The organism is Achromobacter sp. D7-1 (assembly GCF_059760445.1).
The window spans coordinates 24,324-41,297 of sequence record NZ_JCBAMT010000027.1; the positions used below are offsets into that span (position 1 = coordinate 24,324).

General features: G+C 66.0%; 17 protein-coding genes. 9 read left to right on the forward strand and 8 right to left on the reverse strand.

Annotated features, from left to right (window positions below; translation table 11 throughout):
- Positions 1-171: 171 nt before the first annotated feature.
- On the reverse strand, positions 172-1,053 hold the full coding sequence (gene htpX / locus AC6LKD_RS13940) for a protease HtpX (RefSeq protein ID WP_013392481.1): 882 nt from the start codon (positions 1,051-1,053) through the stop codon (positions 172-174).
- A 152-nt stretch (positions 1,054-1,205) separates the two neighbouring features.
- On the opposite strand from htpX, the gene AC6LKD_RS13945 reads away from it, so the two are divergent.
- Both AC6LKD_RS13945 and AC6LKD_RS13950 read left to right on the forward strand, forming a co-directional pair.
- The gene (locus tag AC6LKD_RS13945; RefSeq protein ID WP_041652943.1) at positions 1,206-2,060 is read left to right on the forward strand and encodes a DMT family transporter; all 855 of its coding nucleotides are present in this window, start codon (positions 1,206-1,208) and stop codon (positions 2,058-2,060) included.
- Between the two features lie 37 nt (positions 2,061-2,097).
- A complete protein-coding gene (locus tag AC6LKD_RS13950; RefSeq protein WP_492274709.1) occupies positions 2,098-2,949 on the forward strand; it encodes a sulfurtransferase in 852 nt (283 codons plus the stop codon).
- A gap of 82 nt (positions 2,950-3,031) precedes the next feature.
- On the opposite strand, the gene AC6LKD_RS13955 is transcribed toward AC6LKD_RS13950, so the two are convergent.
- The gene (locus tag AC6LKD_RS13955; protein WP_498116555.1) at positions 3,032-3,955 is read right to left on the reverse strand and encodes a LysR family transcriptional regulator; all 924 of its coding nucleotides are present in this window, start codon (positions 3,953-3,955) and stop codon (positions 3,032-3,034) included.
- Positions 3,956-4,173: 218 nt separating this feature from the next.
- On the opposite strand from AC6LKD_RS13955, the gene AC6LKD_RS13960 reads away from it, so the two are divergent.
- A complete protein-coding gene (locus tag AC6LKD_RS13960) occupies positions 4,174-5,307 on the forward strand; it encodes an MFS transporter (RefSeq protein WP_498116568.1) in 1,134 nt (377 codons plus the stop codon).
- Here AC6LKD_RS13960 and AC6LKD_RS13965 read toward each other — a convergent pair.
- Together AC6LKD_RS13965 and AC6LKD_RS13970 are read right to left on the reverse strand one after the other, a co-directional pair.
- A complete protein-coding gene (locus AC6LKD_RS13965) occupies positions 5,285-5,854 on the reverse strand; it encodes a phosphonate degradation HD-domain oxygenase (RefSeq protein ID WP_013392486.1) in 570 nt (189 codons plus the stop codon). The two genes, AC6LKD_RS13960 and AC6LKD_RS13965, sit on opposite strands and share 23 nt — an antisense overlap.
- 38 nt (positions 5,855-5,892) lie before the next feature.
- Complete coding sequence (locus tag AC6LKD_RS13970) at positions 5,893-6,756, reverse strand: LysR family transcriptional regulator (protein ID WP_013392487.1); 864 nt, start codon at positions 6,754-6,756, stop codon at positions 5,893-5,895.
- Between the two features lie 149 nt (positions 6,757-6,905).
- On the opposite strand from AC6LKD_RS13970, the gene AC6LKD_RS13975 reads away from it, so the two are divergent.
- From AC6LKD_RS13975 to AC6LKD_RS13995, 5 genes are all read left to right on the forward strand, one after another.
- The gene (locus AC6LKD_RS13975; protein ID WP_013392488.1) at positions 6,906-7,979 is read left to right on the forward strand and encodes a putative 2-aminoethylphosphonate ABC transporter ATP-binding protein; all 1,074 of its coding nucleotides are present in this window, start codon (positions 6,906-6,908) and stop codon (positions 7,977-7,979) included.
- Positions 7,957-9,747: a putative 2-aminoethylphosphonate ABC transporter permease subunit gene (locus tag AC6LKD_RS13980; RefSeq protein ID WP_498116556.1), complete on the forward strand. Its 1,791-nt coding sequence runs from the start codon at positions 7,957-7,959 to the stop codon at positions 9,745-9,747. The genes AC6LKD_RS13975 and AC6LKD_RS13980 overlap by 23 nt, the downstream gene beginning before the upstream one ends.
- A gap of 23 nt (positions 9,748-9,770) precedes the next feature.
- Positions 9,771-10,592, forward strand: coding sequence for a phosphonoacetaldehyde hydrolase (phnX, locus tag AC6LKD_RS13985; RefSeq protein ID WP_013392490.1), 822 nt, complete (start codon positions 9,771-9,773; stop codon positions 10,590-10,592).
- Between the two features lie 96 nt (positions 10,593-10,688).
- Entirely contained in the window at positions 10,689-11,711 is a 1,023-nt protein-coding gene (locus AC6LKD_RS13990) for a putative 2-aminoethylphosphonate ABC transporter substrate-binding protein (protein ID WP_013392491.1), read from the forward strand.
- A 94-nt stretch (positions 11,712-11,805) separates the two neighbouring features.
- Entirely contained in the window at positions 11,806-12,936 is a 1,131-nt protein-coding gene (locus tag AC6LKD_RS13995; RefSeq protein ID WP_013392492.1) for a TIGR03364 family FAD-dependent oxidoreductase, read from the forward strand.
- 55 nt (positions 12,937-12,991) lie between these two features.
- Here AC6LKD_RS13995 and AC6LKD_RS14000 read toward each other — a convergent pair whose 3' ends face one another.
- From AC6LKD_RS14000 to AC6LKD_RS14015, 4 genes are all read right to left on the reverse strand, one after another.
- Positions 12,992-13,432, reverse strand: a complete 441-nt coding sequence (locus AC6LKD_RS14000) for an SRPBCC family protein (RefSeq protein WP_498116557.1) — start codon at positions 13,430-13,432, stop codon at positions 12,992-12,994.
- Between the two features lie 117 nt (positions 13,433-13,549).
- Positions 13,550-14,236, reverse strand: coding sequence for a dienelactone hydrolase family protein (locus tag AC6LKD_RS14005; RefSeq protein ID WP_498116569.1), 687 nt, complete (start codon positions 14,234-14,236; stop codon positions 13,550-13,552).
- Between the two features lie 59 nt (positions 14,237-14,295).
- Complete coding sequence (locus AC6LKD_RS14010) at positions 14,296-14,982, reverse strand: carboxymuconolactone decarboxylase family protein (RefSeq protein WP_498116558.1); 687 nt, start codon at positions 14,980-14,982, stop codon at positions 14,296-14,298.
- A 39-nt stretch (positions 14,983-15,021) separates the two neighbouring features.
- Complete coding sequence (locus tag AC6LKD_RS14015; RefSeq protein WP_498116559.1) at positions 15,022-15,648, reverse strand: VOC family protein; 627 nt, start codon at positions 15,646-15,648, stop codon at positions 15,022-15,024.
- 335 nt (positions 15,649-15,983) lie between these two features.
- Between AC6LKD_RS14015 and AC6LKD_RS14020 the strand changes: the two genes are divergently transcribed.
- Positions 15,984-16,913 (forward strand): LysR family transcriptional regulator, encoded by a 930-nt coding sequence (locus AC6LKD_RS14020; protein WP_049797781.1) that lies wholly within the window; start codon positions 15,984-15,986, stop codon positions 16,911-16,913.
- Positions 16,914-16,974 lie beyond the last annotated feature (61 nt).

Sequence of the window (16,974 nt, forward strand, 5' to 3'; positions counted from 1 at the left end):
AAATTATGCGCCCACCCCATTGAAGCAGGAATGTCTGATCGTTAGTCCTCTTCGGGGTCTGCCTCGCATCCTGGGGGCCTTTTTTTGGCCGGAGCCGGAAAAGACGATGGCCCGCGCAAGCGGGCCATCGAGTCAGGGCTGCAGGGCGCGAGGCCCGTCTGAGCGCAAGGCTTAGATCACGCGCGCGTTCTGCAGCGCGGCGATGCGGGCCGGAATCGGCGGGTGCGAGGCGAACATGGCGGCCAGGCCGCCCTTGCCGGTGATGCCCGAGGCCTCGAAGGACTTGGGCAGTTCGCCCGGCTCCAGGCCGCCGAGGCGGGCCAGGGCGCGGATCATGGGTTCGCGGGCGCCCATCAGGTGGGCCGAGCCGGCGTCGGCGCGGTATTCGCGCTGGCGCGAGAACCAGGCCACGATGATCGAGGCCAGGACGCCGAAAATGATCTCACAGACCAGTACGGTGATGTAGTAGCCCGGGCCGATGCCGCGTTCGTTCTTGAACACCACGCGGTCGATGAAGTAGCCGACCACGCGCGCCAGGAACACGACGAAGGTGTTCACCACGCCCTGGATCAGGGTCAGCGTGACCATGTCGCCGTTGGCGATGTGGGCGACTTCGTGGGCCAGCACGGCGGCGACTTCTTCTTCGCTCATGCTTTCCAGCAGCCCGGTGGACACGGCGACCAGGGAGTCGTTCTTGAACGCGCCGGTGGCGAAGGCGTTGGGCGCGCCTTCATAGATGGCGACTTCCGGGCGGCCGATGCCGGCGCGGTCGGCCAACTGGTGCACGGTGTCGACCAGCCAGGCTTCGCGCTGGTTGCGCGGCGAGTTCGGGTCCAGCACCTGGGCGCCGGTGCTCCACTTGGCCATGGGCTTGCTGATCAAGAGCGAGATGATCGCGCCGGTGAAGCCCACCACGACCGAGAAGATCAGCAGGGCGTTGAGGTTCAGGCCGTTGGCGGTGATGTAGCGGTCCACGCCCAGGATGCGCAGCGTGGCCGACAGCACGAGCATGACGGCCAGGTTGGTCAGGACGAACAAGACAATGCGTTTCATGTTTTTTGTGTTCCTCTGCGAGCAGGATATGCCGGGATTCGACACTGCTGCGGCCCGCCAGTTCCCCGACTCGCGGCGCCGCTTCCGGTGACGGAGAGTATAGTATCGCTTTCCCTTATTCCTCCTCACTTTTCCCTTAGCGTAGACCCCCCATGCAGGCACTTTGGATGTTGCTGGCGTCCGCCATGTTCGCCATCATGGGTTCGTTCGTGAAGCTCGGCACCGAGCATGGCGCCTCGCTGCCGCAAGTGGTGCTCTTTCGCGGACTGCCGTCGGTCATCCTGCTGCTGATCTGGGCCCGCGCCGGCCGCCAGTCCATCATTCCCGTTAGCTGGAAACTGCACCTGTGGCGCAACCTGTCTGGCGTCACGTCGATGTGGCTGGGCTTTTTCGCCATCGCCCATCTGCCCCTGGCCACGGCCACCAGCCTGAATTACACCGCGCCGCTGTTCATCGCCTGTTGGATGCTGGGCTGGGGCGGGGCGCAGCGCGACCCCGTGCGCATTATGGCGGTGGCGCTGGGGTTCCTGGGCGTGATCGCGGTCCTGCGGCCCAGCATCAACGAAGACCAGTGGCTGGCCGCCTTGCTGGGAATGACCGCCGGCGCCATGTCGGCCATCGCCATGATGCAGATCCGCCAACTGGGCCGGGTCGGGGAACCCGAGTGGCGTACCGTGCTGTTCTTCTCCGTGGCCGTGTGCGTGTCCAGCCTGGCCGGACTGCTGTTCGAGGGCTGGGGCTACGCCGACTGGACCGGCTATCTGTCGCTGCTGGGCGTGGGTGTGACGGGGCTTTTCGGGCAGCTGGCCATGACCCGGGCCTTCGGCCTGGGGTCGGCGTTGCTGACCGCGGCACTGCAGTACAGCACCATCATCTTCGCGGCCTTGCTGGGCATGGGTATCTGGGGCGAGCAGCTGGACGCCTTGGCCTGGGCCGGGATGGGCCTGATCATTTTCGCGGGCCTGCTGTCGATATGGCGCACCATGCGCGATCCCAAGCCGGCCTGACCCGCGACAGCTACGCACCATTACAGGAGCACACCGAATGACGATGACCCTGATTTCCGCCGCCGACCTGGCCGCGCGCCTGGATGCGCCCGATGTGCGCGTGTTCGATGTGCGCCACGACCTGAGCAACCACGCGGCGGGCCGTCAGGCCTATGACGCCGGCCATATCCCCGGCGCCCGCTACCTGGACCATGAAACCGAGCTGTCCGCGGCCCGCACCGGCAAGAACGGCCGCCATCCCTTGCCCTCGCGCGGCGAATTCGGCGCGTTGATGGCCGCGCATGGCGTCACGCCCCAGACCCTGGTGGTGGCCTACGACGCCAGCGGCGGCATGTACGCCGCGCACCTGTGGTGGATGCTGCGTTGGCTGGGACACGATCAGGTGGCCGTGCTGGATGGCGGCTGGCAGGCGTGGACCGCGGCCGGACTGCCGACCACGACCGAAGCCGCGGCCGCCGTGCGCGCGGGCGATCCGGTCGAGCCGGGTGCCTCACTGGCGGGTTCGGTAAACGCCCAGGCGGTGCTGGACAATATTTCCCGCCAGGCTTTCACCGTGATCGATGCGCGCGCGGCCAACCGCTACCGCGGCGAGGTCGAGCCCATGGACCCGGTGGCAGGCCACATTCCGGGCGCGCTGAACCGCCCCAACGGCGAGAACCTCCAGGCCGACGGCCGCTTCAAGCCCGCCGCGCAATTGCGCGAGGAATTCGCCAGCCTGCTGGACGGCCGCGATCCCGCAGCCATCGTGCACCAGTGCGGCTCGGGCATTACGGCCTGCCACAATCTGCTGTCGATGGAGATCGCCGGCTTGTCAGGGTCGCGCCTGTACCCGGGCTCCTGGAGCGAGTGGTGCAGCGACCCGGCCCGGCCGGTGGCCACGGGCGCGTAGGTTCTGCAGGCCGGGGCGCAACGCCCCGGCTTTCTTGCCGCAAGCCGCCGGGACTTTGCGGGACGGCGCGCCGGGCGGCTTCCTATCGCCTGGACCGGCCGGCGGACTTGGCCGCCTTGGCGTCCGCGAACACTCTCGAGCAGAGAAAATCGACCAGGGCCCGTACCTTGGGCGACGGCTGCTTGCTGGCGGGCCAGAGCACATGGAAGACGTTGGTGCGCTCCGCCTGTCCCGCCAAGACCTGCACCAGGCTTCCATCCGCCAATGGCTCGCGGATGGCGAAGTCCGGCAAGTAGGCTATCCCCAACCCTTGCAGCGCGAAGCAGGCGCGCGTCTCGATGTTGTTGCAGATCATGGAGACGGGCAGCTGCAGTTCTGGTTCGCCTTCGGCTTGCCGCAGCGCCCAGGTCTCCAGCTTGCCGCTGCTGGGAAAGCGGTAGTGCAGGCAGCTGTGATGCAACAGATCGGCCGGCGTCCGGGGCGTGCCCCGGCTGGCCAGATAGGCGGGCGAGGCGACCAGCAGGATTTGGAATGAACCCAGGCGGCGCGCCGACAGGCGGGAGTCGGCCGGTTCGCCCGTGCGTACCACGGCATCGAAGCCTTCTTCAATCACATCCACCATGCGGTCGGTGAAATCCAGATCGAGTTCGATCTCCGGATATTCGCGCATGAACTCGCCCAGTACCGGCAGCACCAGCCCGCTGACCAGCGGCAGGCTGACGCGCAGGCGTCCGCGCGGCGCGCCGGCCGCACGCGACAGTTCCAGCTCGGCCGCCTCGATCTCGGCCAGGATGCGCCGGCTGCGTTCCAGGAACAGCATGCCTTCGGCTGTCAGCGTGACACTGCGCGTGCTGCGGTGGAACAGGCGCACCCCCAGCTTTGCTTCCAGCCGCGCCACGCTTTTGCCGATGGCGGAGGCCGACACGCCGAGCTGCCGGCCGGCGGCGACGAAGCTGCGCGTTTCGGCCACCTGCACAAACACGACAAAGCCATTCAGGCTGTCCATTTCTTTCCTCGATTGCGGACATCTAGTTCCGCATAAGAAGGAAATGTAGCCTACTTTTTCTTTAATTCCGGCGCATCTATTGTCTGGGTTCTCCTGCTTCAACCTAGATGCCACCCATGACAGATTCCGCGTTTTCCTCGCGCCCGCGCCCTGCGCCCGCGCATCCCCCCGCTGCCGCTTGCGATCGCTTGCCGTGGGGCTCCCTGCTGGCGCTGGCCATGGCGGGCTTCATCACGATCCTGACCGAGGCGCTGCCGGCCGGGCTGCTGCCGCAGATGGCGCAGGGCCTGGCCGTGTCCCAGGCCAGCATCGGCCAGACCGTCACCATCTACGCGATCGGCTCGCTGGTGGCGGCGATTCCGCTGGTCGCCGCCACCCGGGGCGTCCGCCGGCGTCCGCTGCTGCTGGCGGCGATCGCCGGGTTCGTGCTGGCCAATACGGTGACCGCGCTGTCATCCGCCTATGTACTGACGATGGCTGCGCGCTTCCTGGCCGGCATGTCGGCGGGGCTGTTGTGGGCCTTGGTGGCCGGCTACGCCGCGCGCATGGTGCCGGCGCACCAGCAGGGCCGCGCAATCGCGGTGGCGATGCTGGGCGCGCCGCTGGCGCTGTCGCTGGGCGTGCCGGCCGGAACCTTGCTGGGCTCGCTGTGGGGCTGGCGCATCGGCTTCGGCATCATGAGCGGGCTGGCGCTCATCCTGATGGTCTGGGTGCGCCTGCGGGTGCCGGACTTTGCGGGACAAACCCGGGGCCGGCAACTGCCGCTACGGCGCGTATTCCTGCTGCCCGGCGTGCGTCCGGTGCTGTTCGCGGTGCTGGCGTTCGTGCTGGCGCACAACATTCTCTACATCTATATCGCGCCATTCCTGGCCTCGGTGGGGATGGCTGCCAGCACCGAACTGGTGTTGCTGGTGTTCGGACTGAGTTCGCTGCTCGGCATCTGGGTGGTAGGAGCGTTGATCGATCGGCATCTGCGGGCGCTGACCCTGGCCTGCATAGCCCTGTTCGGCCTGGCCGCGCTGGCGCTGGGCATCGCGGGCGGCATGCCGGTCATGCTCTATCTGTCTGTGGGCGCCTGGGGCGTGGCGTTCGGCGGCTCGCCGACGTTGTTCCAGACGGCGCTGGCCAAGACGGCCGGCGATGCCGCGGACGTCGCGCAGTCCATGCTGGTGACGGCGTGGAACACGGCCATCGCCGCGGGCGGCGTGGTTGGCGGCGCGTTGCTCGAACGCCTGGGCGTGGCTGCATTCGTGCCAGCCCTGCTGGCGCTGCTGGCGGCGACGCTGGCGGTCGTCTGGGCCGCCAGGACGCACGGTTTTCCCGCCAGCCCTACCAGATGGCAGCCAGCTTGACCCGCCCGGAGACGCTCTCGGCGATCTCCAGGAAGTGATCCAGGGGCGGCGTGGCCAAGCCGGGGACCTTGGCCATGTCGTCCCAGCGCCTCAGGCGGATCGCATCCGGCGCGCCCGGCATGCTCGCAAAATCCACCGCCTGGCCCGCATCGAAACTGCCCCCCTGCAGCGCCAGGCTGCGCTTCGAATCCTCCGAGAGCGACGCTTCATATTGCGGTTCCACATAGCAGAGGTAGCGCTTGGCCTCCACATGCAGCCGGATCGGGTCCAGCACCGCCGGGCCGAACAGGCCGCGCAGGAAGGGCAGCACGAAGTACTGGTGCTTGTCGTCGAGGCCGCGCAGCGTGGGCGTGCCCGGCCGGTCGGCGATAAGGTGGCCCAGGTCGTGCAGCAGGCTGGCGGTGATCAGGTGGGCGCCGGCGCCGTGGCGTTCGGCCAGCGCCGCGGTTTGCAGCGCATGCCGCAGGTGGCTGACGGATTCGCCGTCGTAGGAGCGGTGCCCGCGCTCCAGGAAAATCTGTTCGATATCTTGCAGGGTCAAGGCCATGGTTGTCTCCTGGGTGGCCGCATAGGGGAGGGCGGCGCTCAGCCGGCGGCTGGCGCCATCTCCAGAAAGCGCGCGATCAACTGCACCGGTTGGCGCTCGCGCAGGCAGTACAGGTATTCATGCATCACGATGTCGGCGCCCTCGATGTCCAGGGCCGCCAGTTCGGGATGGGAGGGAATCTCGCGCGAGGGGATCAGGCTGATCCCCAGTCCGCACAGGATGGCCTGGCGGATCGACTCGCGGCTGCCGATCTCCAGCGTGCGGCGCACGGCGACGCCGGCCGCCAGCAAGGCGTCCTCCGTCAGTTGCCGCGTCATAGAGCCGGGTTCGCGCAACAGCAGCGCGTGTTCGGCCAGATCGGCCAGGCGGACCTGGCTGTGGCGCGCCAGCGGATGGCCGCGATGCGCCACCACCCGGATGGGATCGGCGGCGATCATGCGCCGGTACAGGTGCTTGTCATCCATCAGAAAGGATGAGGTGGCAATCTCGATGCGATAGTCATGCAGCGCCTGCAGCATGGTCTGCGAATTGCCGATGGCCAGGGTCAGGTCTATGCCCGGGTAGCGCTGGTTGTAGGCGCGCACCGTATCCATGATGTAGTAGGGGCCGGTGGCGCCGATGCGCAGATTGCCTTCGCGCAGGTCGCTGGCGTCGCGCAGGCGGAAATCGATCTCGGTTTCCTGCTGGACCAGCTTCTCCACCATGGGCATCAGGCTGTGGCCGGCGTCCGACAGGCGCATGCCGCGCCCCTGGCGATGAAACAGTTCGACGCCGTAACGGGACTCCAACTGGCGCAATTGCCCCGTCACCGTGGGCTGGCTGACGCCCAACTGGGCGGCGGCCTTGGTGACGGTGCCGCAGCGGGCCACGGCGTAGAAGGATTTGAGTTCGGCGACAAGCACGGTTTTTTGGGGGCGGAATATGGGCGCAATGCGCAAGACCGCCAGTACACCAAAATAATTTGATGTTTTTATTACTGCATTTGCGCGAAGTGTCATAAACACTCAATACGCGTCTTCCATACTGCCTTCGTTCCCAAACCGGAGGCCCCATGGCCGAACGCGATACCGCATTTCTCTCTGTCAGGCATCTGGTGAAGCGCTTTGGCAGCCATACCGCGCTGTCGGACGTCTCGCTCGACATCCGCGCCGGGGAGCTGGTGTGCCTGCTGGGGCCCTCGGGCTGCGGCAAGACCACCTTGCTGCGCGCCATCGCCGGCCTGGAGCGGCAGGACAGCGGCACCATCGTGCTGTCCGGGCGCGACATCTCGCATGCTGAACCGCAGGCGCGCGACTACGGCATCCTGTTCCAGTCGTATGCGCTGTTTCCCAATCTGACCGTGGCCCAGAACGTGGCCTACGGCCTGAGCGGCAAGCGCGCGCACCGCAACCACGTCGCCAACCGCGTCGAGGAAATGCTGACGCTGGTCGGGCTGGCCGGCGCGGCCGACAAATATCCGGGACAGATTTCCGGCGGGCAGCAGCAGCGCGTGGCCTTGGCGCGCGCGCTGGCGCCGTCGCCGTCGCTGTTGCTGCTGGACGAGCCCATGTCGGCGCTGGACGCCCGCGTCCGCGAGCATCTGCGCATCGAACTGCGCGCCCTGCAGAAGCGCCTGTCCATCACCACGCTGATGGTCACGCATGACCAGGAAGAGGCCATGGTGATGGCCGACCGCATCGCCGTCATGAATGGCGGCATCATCGAGCAATACGGCACGCCGCGGGAACTCTACCGCCAGCCCGGTTCGGCCTTCATCGCCGATTTCGTGGGCGAGGCGAACTGGCTGCCGTTCGAACGCCTGGATGCGCACCGCGCCCGCGTCGGACGCCAGGAGCTGGCCGTGGACGAGGCGCTGGACGCCGCCAGCGGCAAGCTGTTCGTGCGGCCGGAAGCGGTGCGCGTCAGCACCGCTCGGCCGGAGCAGCCGAATGCCATGCTGGCCGACGTGCTCGACGGCGTGTTCCTGGGCCGAGGCTATCGCTTGGCCTTGCGCCTGGAAGGGGTGCCCGGCAGCACGGTGCATTCCATCGTGTCCCCCGAAATTGGAGACGCCCTGCTGGGCCCTCACGCCGCCAGCCGCTGCTGGGTGGAGCTACCGCGCCATGCGATACGCGCCTACGCTTGATCCCGCCATGAACCGTTCCTCCACCACGGCCGCCCCGGCCCCAGCCAGCATCGCGGCGCCTGCGCCGATGCTGGGCCGCCGTCCGCTGCCGGCCTGGATCGGTGCCCTTGGCTTCGCCACCGGACAGGGCGCCCTCGCGCTGGGCCTGCTGCTGTTCCTGGCGCTGCCGCTGGCCGCGATCCTGATCCGGTCGGTGACCGACAGTGACGGCGCCTGGGCCGGGCTGTCGGTGCTGGCGGACATCATCGGCGGCGACGGCTTCATGTCCATGGTCGCGCGCAGCCTCGCGGTAGGCGTCGTGACCACGCTGCTGGTGGTGCCCTGCGCCTACGGATTCGCCTACGGCCTGACGCGCACGCGCCTGCCGGGCAAGGGCCTGCTGCGCACCGTCGCCTTGCTGCCGTTGCTGGCGCCGTCGCTGCTGCCGGGCATTGCGCTGGTGTACCTGCTGGGCAACCAGGGCCTGCTCAAGGGCCTGACCGGCGGCGCGACCATCTACGGCTTCTGGGGCATCGTCGTGGGCGAGGCGTTCTATACCTTCCCGCACGCGCTCATGATTCTTCTGACCGGCCTGGCCCTGGCCGACGGCCGTCTCTACGACGCCGCGCGCGCCATGGGCGCCGGCCCCTTGCGAACCTTCCTGACGGTGACCCTGCCGGGTACCCGCTACGCCGTGTTCTCGGCCTGCTGCGTGGTGTTCACGCTGACGGTGACCGACTTCGGCGTGCCCAAGGTCGTGGGCGGCGACTACAACGTGCTGGCGATGGAGGCCTACAAGGCCGTGGTCGGCCAGCAGAATTTCCCCAAGGGCGCGGCCATCGGCATCCTGCTGCTGCTCCCGGCGATCCTGACCTTCGCCCTGGACCGGCGGCTGCGCGCCCGTCAGGGCGCCCAGATGAGCGGCCGGGCCCAGCCCTACGCCGCCGGCCCCAACCGCCGCCGCGATGCCGCCTTCCTGGCGCTGGCCGGCGTGCTGGCGGCGTTCCTGCTGTTGATCATCGGCGTGGCGGTGTGGGCGTCCTTCGTGAAGATGTGGCCTTACAACCTGTCGATGTCGCTGCGTTCGTATGACTTCGACAATATGGACGGCGGCGGCTGGCTGGCCTGGCGCAATAGCCTGCAGCTGGCGTTCTGCACTGCCCTGATCGGCACGGCCGTGGTCTTCACGGGCGCATGGATGATGGAGAAGGTGCCCGCCCGCGGCCAGCTGGCGCGCGGCCTGCGCGGCATGGTCGGCATGCTGGCGCTGATGCCCATGGCCGTGCCCGGCCTGGTGCTGGGCCTGGGCTACATCTTCTTCTTCAACAGCCTGTCGAACCCGCTGAACGTGCTGTACGGCACCATGCCGCTGCTGGTCCTGTGCACCGTCATCCACTTCTATACCAGCGCGCACCTGACGGCCGCCACCGCGCTCAACGCGCTGGACCCCGAGTTCGAAGCGGCCTCGGCGTCGCTGAAGGTGCCGCGCCTGACGACCTTCCTGCGCGTGACCCTGCCGATGTGCCTGCCTGCGGCGCTGGACGTGGCCCGCTATCTGTTTGTTTCCGCCATGACGACGGTGTCCGCAGTCGTATTCCTGTACAGCCCTTCGACGGTGCTGGCCGCGGTCGCGGTGCTGAACATGGATGACGCCGGCTTCATTGGCCCCGCCGCCGCCATGTGCACCGTGATCATGGCCAGCTCGGCCGCCGCTGCCATGGTCCTGCATCTGGCCAGCCGCGCGCTGGTGGCGCGCAGCCAGGCCTGGCGCCGTCCCGCGGCCCATTGAACGATTTTTCAAGGAAGACCCTCATGACTGTTTCGCCTTTGCCCGTCCGCCTGGAAGCGGTGATCTTCGACTGGGCCGGCACGCTGGTCGACTTCGGTTCCTTCGCGCCCACCAAGGTGTTCGTGGACGCGTTCTCGCAGTTCGGCGTGGAAATGTCGCTGGCGCAGGCCCGCGGCCCGATGGGCATGGGCAAGTGGGACCACATCCGCACGCTCTGCAACGATGCCGTGATCGCCGGCCAGTACCAGGCCCAGTTCGGCCGCCTGCCCACCGATGACGACGTGACCGCCATCTACGAGCGCTTCCTGCCGATGCAGCTGGACAAGGTCGCCCAGTATTCCGCGGCGATCCCCGGCGCGGTCGAACTGTTGCGCGCCCTGCGCCAGCACGGCCTGAAGATCGGTTCGTGCTCGGGCTATCCGGCCAGCGTCATGCGCCGCGTGGTGGAACGCGCCGCCTCCGAAGGCCTGGAGCCCGACTGCATCGTCGCCAGTGACGACGTGCCGCGCGCCCGGCCGGCGCCCGCGATGGCTTTGAAGAACGTGGTCGAGCTCGGCCTGTCCGACGTGGCCGCCTGCGTCAAGGTCGACGACACCGCGCCCGGCATCGAAGAAGGACGCCGCGCCGGCATGTGGACCGTGGGCCTGCTGCTGTCGGGCAACGCCGCCGGCCTGACGCTGGAGGAATACCTGAGCCTGGATGACGCAGGCCGCCAGAAAGCGCGCACCGCCGCCAGCCTGGAGCTGTCGCCCGCCGCGCCGCACTACCTGATCGACACCGTCGCCGACCTGCCCGCGGTGATCGCCGACATCGAATCCCGTTTGTCCGCGGGCCAGCGCCCCTAAACGTTCCATCACCTGTCTGCACCGCCTGACGGGGCCGGCCCAAGCCAGCCCCGAGGACCTTCTCAGCCTTTTTTCCGCTTACCAACGGAGTACTTCATGAATCGCTACAAGCTGCTTGCACTGGCCGCCGCCCTGACGGGCGTGATGGGCGCCGCCTCCGCCGAGACCACACTGACGGTCTACACCGCGCTCGAAGCCGACCAGATCAAGGCCTACCAGGCCGCGTTCGAGAAGGCCTATCCCGACATCAAGATCCAGTGGGTGCGCGACTCCACCGGCATCATCACCGCCAAGCTGCTGGCCGAAAAGAACAACCCCAAGGCCGACGCCGTCTGGGGCCTGGCCGGCACCTCGCTGGGCCTGATGGACAAGGAGGGCATGCTGCAGCCCTACGCCCCCAAGGGCCTGGACCAGATCGCCGCCAACATGCGCGACGCCAAGGCCGAGCCCAGCTGGGTCGGCATGGACGGCTTTGCCGCTGCCATCTGCTTCAACACCATCGAAGCCGAGAAGCAGAAGCTGCCCAAGCCCACCTCGTGGCAGGATCTGACCAAGCCGGTGTACGCCGGCAAGATCGTGATGCCGAACCCGGCTTCGTCGGGCACCGGCTTCCTGGACGTCAGCGCCTGGCTGCAGATCTTCGGTGAAGAGAAGGGCTGGGCTTACATGGACGCCCTGCACAAGAACATCGGTTCGTACACGCACTCGGGCTCCAAGCCGTGCAATATGGCCGCCGCGGGCGAATTCCCGATCGGCGTGTCGTTCGACTACCGCGCCGCCAAGCTGAAGGCTGACGGCGCCCCGGTCGAAGCCGTGTTCCCCTCGGAAGGCCTGGGCTGGGAAGTCGAAGCCACCGCCATCATGAAGGGCACCAAGAACCTGGAAGCCGCGCGCAAGCTGGCCGACTTCTCCGCCAGCCGCGAGGCCAATGAACTGTACAAGGCCAACTTCGCGGTGCTGGCCATCCCGTCGATCGCCACGTCGAATCCGAACCTGCCGGCCGACCTGATGCAGCGCATGATCAAGAACGACTTCACCTGGGCCGCCACCAACCGCGACCGCATCATCGCCGAGTGGACCAAGCGCTACGACGGCAAGTCCGAGCCGAAGAAGAAGTAAGTCCGTTTGATCGCGGCGGCGCTGGCTGCCGCCGCGCCCCGGGGCTGCCCGCTAGGGCGGCTCCCGCCGCATTTCCCTTTGCAATGTTCCACAGATGAAAAATTTCGACGTAGTCGTGGTGGGCGCCGGCATGCTGGGCATCGCCCATGCCTGGGCGGCCGCCAAGCGCGGCCTGTCGGTGGCCGTGATCGAGCGCAGCCGCCAGGCGCATGGCGCCACCATCCGCAACTTCGGCCAGGTCATCGTGACGGGCCAGGCGCCCGGCATGATGCTGTCGCACGCCCAGCAGGCGCGCGAGCTGTGGCTGGAACTGGCGGACCGGGCGGGCTTTCATGTGCGCGCCAACGGCGCCCTGGTGTTGGCCCGCAACGCCGAAGAGGCGGACGTGCTGCAGGAGTTCGCCGACACGCGCATGCGCCAGGAGGGTTATCGCGCCAACCTGCTGTCGGGCCGCGAGGTGGCCGCACTATATGGCGGCCAGCTGGCGCACCACTGCGCGGGCCTGCAAGGGCATGACGATCTGCAGATCTATTCGCGCGAGGCGCTGCCGGCCATTACGAGCTACCTGGCGGAGTCGCTGGGCGTGCAGTTCATTACCGGCACATTGGCGCGCGCGGTCGAGGGCGGACTGGTGTGCACCTCGGCGGGCGAGTTCAAGGGCGGGCACGTGTTCGTCTGCCCCGGACATGATTACCTGACCCTGCTGCCTGAGCGCTTTGCGCCGATGAACCTGGAGGTCACGCGCCTGCAAATGCTGCGCGCCGCGTTCGAAACCCATCCCATCGCGCTGGACCGCCCCTTGCTGACCGGCCTGTCCTGCGTGCACTACGGCGCGTTCTCGGATCTGCCGTCGGCGCTGGCGCTGCGCGAAGTGATCCAGGCGCGCACGCCCATGCTGCTGGAGAACGGCATCCATCTGCTGATCAGCCCCACGCCCTATGGCGAACTGATCATCGGCGATTCACACCGCTACGGCCAGGATGCGCTGCCGTTCAACGACGAGGCGGTCGACAACGCCATGCTGGACCTGGCGTCCCAGGCCCTGGGCGCGCGCCTGCGCGTGCTGGAGCGCTGGCAGGGCGTCTATGGCGCGCATGGCCCGGCGCCGTTCTCCGTCATGCCGGTGGACCCGGCCACGACGGTGGCGGTGATGCATTCGGGCGTGGGCATGACGGTTGGCCTGGCCATCGGCGAGCGCACCGTGGCGGGCGTAGTGGGCCGCTGAACCCGGCCGCTGAGCCCGGGCGCTGGCGCGCAATGGGGCGCGCGGATGAGTGCAGTCACTCCTCGCGCAGCTTCGCATCCAGCGCCGCCAGCGCCGTCGCGTACATAGCCTGCATGGCGTTCGCCACATCGCTCAGTGGCGCGCCCTCGACCCGGAAGTCAGCCCACCATTGCACCAGCGTATGTCCGCTTTCGGTGATGGGATGCAGCGACACGCCAGCGATGCCATCGCGCAAGGGCAGGCTGGTTTCGATGACGGCGTAGCGCAGCGTGGTGCCGGGATCGTCCAGCATCAGGAGTTTCTCGCGCACAAAGCCGGACGGCTTGCCCGTCAAGTAACGCACGGAACCCACCGCGTCATGACGTCCTCCCTCTTCGATCCGGCTTTCTGCAACGCCTGGCTGCCAGCGCGCCAGCCCATCGAAATCGCGGAAGCAGGCCCAGACCTTTTCAAGCGGCGCGTGGACAATGGCACTGACGTGTACGGTGTGCGGCATAGGGACTCCAATGGGCGCTAGGCCCTCGAAAGGGAAAACGGCAGGAAATGGGCGCAGAGCGGCAAGCCCGGATTTTGCGGTGTGCGGGATGCTTGAGACTATCGATTGGCGGAGGTGTCAGGCGCCGAGAGATCGGCGCAGGAAGGTCTGCGTCCGCTGATTCGCGAGCGCGGCGGCATGCGCGTCATAATGCGATCCGCCGCGCCGCGCGAAAGCATGGTTGCAGCCGGGATAACCGTGGACCTCGGTACCGGTCCTGCCCTCCAGCGCGGCCTTGATGCGCGCCTGGGAGTCCGCGGGAATGAACTCATCCGCATCGGCCAGATGCATCATCAGTGGCGCGGTCACCTGATCCGCTTCCTTCAGGTGCAGATCGGTGCCGCCGCCGTAGTAGGCGACCGCCGCGTCGACCTCGCAGCGGGCGGCTGTGAGGTAGGCCATGAGGCCTCCCATGCAAAAGCCCATGACGCCGACCTTGCCGTTCCCGCCTGAGATCGATCGCGCGGCGTCGATCATTGCCGCGATATCCTGCACGCCGCGGTCGATATCGAACGCCTTGTACAGCTCGAATGCCTGTCGCCACTCCTGCTTGTTCAGCTTGTTGAATTCGATGCCCGGCGCGGCGCGCCAAAAAAGATCGGGCGACACGGCGATGAAGCCCATGGCCGCGAGTTCATTGCATGTCGCCCGGAGATCGGCATTCACACCGAAAATCTCCTGGATGACTACGACGACGGGGGCGGCGATTGCATCGGGCCGCGCTACATAGGCGTCGTAGGCTCCGTCGGAAACCGTTATTTTCATCACGCATATCTCTTCAGATTTGTTTCTTCACTTGATTCAGCGGGCGCCAGGCGCCCGTTTCAACGATGGGATTGCTCAGCCGCGTTGCTACGGTCTGAATCCGCCCGTTTCTTCTTGATGGCGACGAGGTCGGTACCTTCGGGCCAGGGGACCTCCTGGACGCGTTCCGGCACATCGTCCCATTCAAGACGCAGCGCCCGGCAGAAAGAGGCGTGCAGCATGTAGCCGCCGATGTGATACGTGATCTCGGCAATGTCCTCGTCCTTCATGAGCGTGTGCAGCGCATTGAAGACGCCGTCGGGAACGCGGCCGCGGTCGAGCACGATCGCGTCGGCATAGGCCAGAATCGCGCGCTCGAGCGGCGTCCACAAATCAGGCTCCACATTCCAGTGCTGGATCGCGTCGATCTTGGCCTGCGGAATGCCAAGCACGTCTGCGATCTTGCAATGTTGCGAGTAGACGAACTGGCTCGCCATCAGGAAGCCGACCCGCATCAACGCGATTTCGCGCGCCCTGGGGTCCAACTGACTGGACGCTTCTGCCCCGAACAGTCCCAGCATGCCCATGTGCGCGGCGGCATGGTCGAAGATATATGGCCGCAATGCAATGGTGGACCACCAGTGTCCCGGCGTGCCGGTGGCCGTGCCCGGATTGACCGTCGGGTCGCCGCCCTTGAAAAGCCTCTCGTAGTATGGGCGGCCATTGGCATGGATTTCAGACAGGGGTACTTGGCGGACACGAGGCATATGTTCTCTCTGTTCTTGATGGGGTTCGTATTGGCAATATCAGGCGTCGATCGTCTCGCGCTTGTGGCGAGGGGCGTCCACGGCTGTCGCGGGCTCGTGCCGGACGTCCGCTTCGGTGAATACTCGTCTCCAACCTGCGAATTCGAGTTGAATGCCGTCTGGATCCCTGAAGTAAATCGAGGAGACCCAGGTGCTTTTGTGCTCTTGCTGCGTCACATTGAGCCCGTTCGGCGACACATCGTCGTGATGCACGATCTTGGATACCTCGACCCCCGCGGCAATCAGCCGTTCCCGATACTCGGGGATCAGGGCGGCATCGACATTGAACGCGAAATGATTCATTGCACCGATCGGGGTTTCGAAATGCAGTATCGACGGAACGGTCGGGCCCGGCAAAGCCGCAGGCGCATCCCGCAACCAAAAGAAGGCGAAGGATGCGCCGCAGCCCATGTCGAAGAAGAAGTGCTGCCCGTGGTCGAAAACATGGGTCTTGATCAGCGGCATTCCCAACACGCCTTGGTAGAAATCCACCGTGCGTTTCATGTCGGCGCAGACCATCGCGATGTGGTTCAAGCCCCTGATTTCGAATTTCTTGTTGACCTTGTCAGGCGCCGTAGTAGGTTGGCCGTTCATGTCGGTTGTCCCTCCAGAATTGAAGTCGATCACTTGCCGCCTGCTCGCTCTTGCCAAAGGCATTGGCGGATAGCGAAGGCTCGACATTTTTGTGCTTGCGTGGATCGGCAATCAATTTATCAGCGGTCCGCGACAGGGGGAATTCGCCATTCGGCAATGCAGCTTTCTGCTATCAAGCGCTCTGATTTATCCGCCCTGTCGGAAACGGCTCGACCCATGTTTGGGCGTTCGAGCATCCCTAGTAATCACAAAAATTTGTCTACTTACTACTTTTATCGATTCCTAGGTTCCAAAAGCGCTCGGCGTGATAGAGTTTTCCTCCGCCCGGGGGGCTTGGGCTCGCGGGATCAATCTCGGTCTGACAACTGATGGGTATGGCAACTGCTCATGGCTGGTCTCTCAAGGACATCGATCTCACTTCATTGCGGCTATTTGCGGCGGCGGTTGAGGAAGGATCTCTTGCCCGGGCGGCTGAACGGGAGCACATCGCCATTTCGGCCATCAGCCGCAGAATTTCGGATCTTGAATACCGCTGTGGCTTAGCGTTGCTCGAACGCCATGACCGCGGCGTGGCGGCGACTGCCGCCGGTGAGATATTGCTGGCTCGGTTGTGCGATCTGTCTGGCCCGCTTCAACGCATGATGTTCGACATGGAGGCGATCCGTGGCGGCACTAGCGGATTTATCAGGGTCCATGCCCATATGTCGGCGATTTCTGGATCTCTGCCTGGCAAGATCGCCAGTTTTATTGCTGAAAACCCGGGTATCGATGTTGAGTTGGACGAGTTCACCAGCGTCGAGGTTATCCATTCGGTCCGCACGGGCAGCGCGGATATCGGCCTGTTCTCGGGTACGGTCGATGGCGGTGATCTGCACATCATCCGCTGGGAGCATGACGAGCTGGTCGCGATCCTGCCGCCCGGCCACGGGCTTGCAAGCCGCGACGACTTGACGCTATCGGACATGCTCGACGAATTTTTCATCGGCATGCAGCGCGATAGCGCGCTATTGAGCCTGTACCGGCATCAGGCCACGATTCTAGGCAGGACTCTGAAGGAGCGCGGCCACGCGACGAGTTTTGAAAGCGTGCGCAAGATGGTGTCGGTCGGGCTGGGCGTCGCGATTCTTCCCGCCATCGCCGCCTACCCGTTTGTCGAACAGTTGGGCATCGTGGTCAGGCCGCTCAAGGAAACCTGGGCGTATCGCCCCTTGATGCTGTGCGTGCGTGACCCGAAGCATCTGCTTGCAGCCACGCGCTTGCTTGTCGAGCATCTGATCGGAAAAAAGCTCCCGGCCTGACGCCATGAAAAACACCCCATGGGATGGAGCTCCATCCCATGGGGTGCTGTTCACTGCCGGG

What these genes read in the sequence shown, in the direction of transcription:
- htpX (WP_013392481.1), bottom strand. Translation starts at nt 1,053, where the DNA reads ATGAAACGCATTGTCTTGTTCGTCCTGACCAACCTGGCCGTCATGCTC.
- AC6LKD_RS13945 (WP_041652943.1), top strand. Translation starts at nt 1,206, where the DNA reads ATGCAGGCACTTTGGATGTTGCTGGCGTCCGCCATGTTCGCCATCATG.
- AC6LKD_RS13950 (WP_492274709.1), top strand. Translation starts at nt 2,098, where the DNA reads ATGACGATGACCCTGATTTCCGCCGCCGACCTGGCCGCGCGCCTGGAT.
- AC6LKD_RS13955 (WP_498116555.1), bottom strand. Translation starts at nt 3,955, where the DNA reads ATGGACAGCCTGAATGGCTTTGTCGTGTTTGTGCAGGTGGCCGAAACG.
- AC6LKD_RS13960 (WP_498116568.1), top strand. Translation starts at nt 4,174, where the DNA reads ATGGCGGGCTTCATCACGATCCTGACCGAGGCGCTGCCGGCCGGGCTG.
- AC6LKD_RS13965 (WP_013392486.1), bottom strand. Translation starts at nt 5,854, where the DNA reads ATGGCCTTGACCCTGCAAGATATCGAACAGATTTTCCTGGAGCGCGGG.
- AC6LKD_RS13975 (WP_013392488.1), top strand. Translation starts at nt 6,906, where the DNA reads ATGGCCGAACGCGATACCGCATTTCTCTCTGTCAGGCATCTGGTGAAG.
- AC6LKD_RS13980 (WP_498116556.1), top strand. Translation starts at nt 7,957, where the DNA reads ATGCGATACGCGCCTACGCTTGATCCCGCCATGAACCGTTCCTCCACC.
- phnX (WP_013392490.1), top strand. Translation starts at nt 9,771, where the DNA reads ATGACTGTTTCGCCTTTGCCCGTCCGCCTGGAAGCGGTGATCTTCGAC.
- AC6LKD_RS13990 (WP_013392491.1), top strand. Translation starts at nt 10,689, where the DNA reads ATGAATCGCTACAAGCTGCTTGCACTGGCCGCCGCCCTGACGGGCGTG.
- AC6LKD_RS13995 (WP_013392492.1), top strand. Translation starts at nt 11,806, where the DNA reads ATGAAAAATTTCGACGTAGTCGTGGTGGGCGCCGGCATGCTGGGCATC.
- AC6LKD_RS14000 (WP_498116557.1), bottom strand. Translation starts at nt 13,432, where the DNA reads ATGCCGCACACCGTACACGTCAGTGCCATTGTCCACGCGCCGCTTGAA.
- AC6LKD_RS14005 (WP_498116569.1), bottom strand. Translation starts at nt 14,236, where the DNA reads ATGAAAATAACGGTTTCCGACGGAGCCTACGACGCCTATGTAGCGCGG.
- AC6LKD_RS14010 (WP_498116558.1), bottom strand. Translation starts at nt 14,982, where the DNA reads ATGCCTCGTGTCCGCCAAGTACCCCTGTCTGAAATCCATGCCAATGGC.
- AC6LKD_RS14020 (WP_049797781.1), top strand. Translation starts at nt 15,984, where the DNA reads ATGGGTATGGCAACTGCTCATGGCTGGTCTCTCAAGGACATCGATCTC.